3 protein-coding genes are annotated in these 1,916 nt (G+C 69.1%); 2 read left to right on the forward strand and 1 reads right to left on the reverse strand.

Going from position 1 to position 1,916, the window contains the following annotated elements; all coding sequences use genetic code 11:
- A partial coding sequence (locus tag B2W70_RS03375) for a pirin family protein (protein ID WP_286742862.1) occupies positions 1–623 on the reverse strand: 623 nt, incomplete at its 3' end.
- Positions 624–761: 138 nt separating this feature from the next.
- Here B2W70_RS03375 and B2W70_RS03380 point away from each other — a divergent pair.
- Positions 762–1,703, forward strand: coding sequence for a LysR family transcriptional regulator (locus B2W70_RS03380; protein WP_058088033.1), 942 nt, complete (start codon positions 762–764; stop codon positions 1,701–1,703).
- Positions 1,700–1,916 (forward strand): glutamate--tRNA ligase family protein (locus B2W70_RS03385; protein WP_286742865.1); only part of this gene is annotated, 217 nt, incomplete at its 3' end. The genes B2W70_RS03380 and B2W70_RS03385, both read left to right, overlap by 4 nt.

Here is a 1,916-nt window from a genome sequence, read left to right on the forward strand (position 1 = left end):
GCCGCGTCGCCCGCCTGCAGGGCCTGGCCGTTGACCGTGATCGCGCCACGGGCCACGTGCACATAGGCCTTGCGAGCCGGGCTCAGGGCCAGCTCGGCGCGCTCGTCGCCATCGAACAGGCCCACGCTCAGCGAGGCGTCCGAGTGGATCGTCACCGAACCATCTCGGCCATCGGGAGAGGCCACCAGGCGCAGTCGCCCGCGCTTGTCGGCTTCACCGAAGTTCTTCTGCTCATAGCCCGGGCGCAGGCCCTTCTCGGTCGGCTCGATCCAGATCTGCAGCAGGTGCACGCGGTCGTGCAGCGTGCGGTTGAACTCGCTGTGCATGATCCCCTGGCCGGCCGTCATGCGCTGCACGTCGCCAGGCAGGATGTCGGCGGTGTGGCCCAGGCTGTCCTGGTGGGTGAGCTTGCCTTCGAGCACGTAGGTCACGATCTCCATGTCGCGGTGGCCGTGCATGCCGAAACCACGCCCGGCCGCCACGATGTCGTCGTTGATCACGCGCAGCGGGCCAAAGCCCATGTGAGCCGGGTCGAAGTACTCGGAAAACGAGAAGCTGTGGAAGGACTGCAGCCAGCCATGGTCGGCAAAGCCGCGTTCGTCGGATCGGCGCAGGGTCAGCATGTGAAGCTCCTACTTTGTGAAGTTCGCGTGGGGGTCACGTCGTGTGACCATGGCTTCACTGTAGGCATCGAGCACCGGTCGGTGGCTGAGCCGCGCTGATGGCATCATTCAAATGTTTTGAACGACCCTCCGGCCGCCATGGACCGCTACCACGCCCTTTCGCCCGACGCCCTGCAGATGGTCGTGACCATCGCCCGCACGGGCAGCTTTGCCGCCGCCGCGCGCGAGCTGGGCAAGGTGCCCTCCGCCCTCACCTACAGCGTGCGCCAGCTCGAAGACGCGCTGGACGTGCTGCTGTTCGACCGCCGCAGCCGCCAGGCCAAGCTGACCGCCGCCGGCGAAGAGCTGCTGCGCGAAGGCCAGTTGCTGCTGCAGCAGCTCGACGCCGTGGCCAACCGCGTCAAGCGCGTCGCCTCGGGCTGGGAAACGGAGCTGACCGTGGTGGTGGACAAAGCCATCGCGCCGCACGCCGTGTTCGACCTGATGGAGGCCTTCCTGGCGCTCAAGCCGCCCACCCGGCTGAAAATGCGCAGCGAGGTGATGACCGGCACCTGGGAGCCGCTGCTGCACGGCGAGGCCGACCTGGCCATCGGCATCTCCAGCGACCGGCTCAGCGCACCCGACATCCGCTGCGAGCCCATCGGCAAGCACCACTTCGTGCTGGCGGTGGCATCGCACCACCCCCTGGCGCAGGAGCCCGAGCCTCTGAGCCCGGGGATCGTGGCGCAGCACCGCATCGTCGCGGTGGCCGACTCGGCCAAACGCCTGCCCCCTGCCACGAGCGGCATCCTGCCCGGACAAGACGTGCTCACCGTGCCATCGATGGCGGCCAAGCTGGAGGCCCAGCTGCGAGGCATGGGCATCGGCTACCTGCCCGAACCGATGGTGCGCGCCCACGTGGCCGCTGGCCGACTGCTGCGCAAGGAAGTCGATGGCCCACCGCGAAATTTCGAGACCCACTACGCCTGGCGCCAGACCAGCTCACAGCCCGGCATGGCGCTGACCTGGTGGCTGCACCAGCTCGCCAGCCCCAAGACCCGACGTGCGCTGCTGGACCTGCACGAGGGCTTGATCCTGTGAGTGACGCACCCTACCGAGGCCGCTTCGCCCCCTCCCCCACCGGCCCGCTGCACGCCGGCTCGCTGGTGGCCGCGCTCGCCAGCTGGCTGGACGCGCGCGCGCACCACGGCACCTGGCTCGTTCGCATCGAAGACGTCGACACCCCCCGCTGCGTGCCCGGCGCCGACGCGTTCATCCTGGCCCAACTGGCCGCCTGCGGCCTCACGCCCGACT

The organism is Aquabacterium sp. UBA2148 (assembly GCF_002328915.1).
Lineage (GTDB): Bacteria > Pseudomonadota > Gammaproteobacteria > Burkholderiales > Burkholderiaceae_C > Aquabacterium > Aquabacterium parvum.

Bases quoted from the DNA above. Each gene is read 5' to 3' on its own strand.
- B2W70_RS03380 (WP_058088033.1), top strand. From the start codon at position 762: ATGGACCGCTACCACGCCCTTTCGCCCGACGCCCTGCAGATGGTCGTG.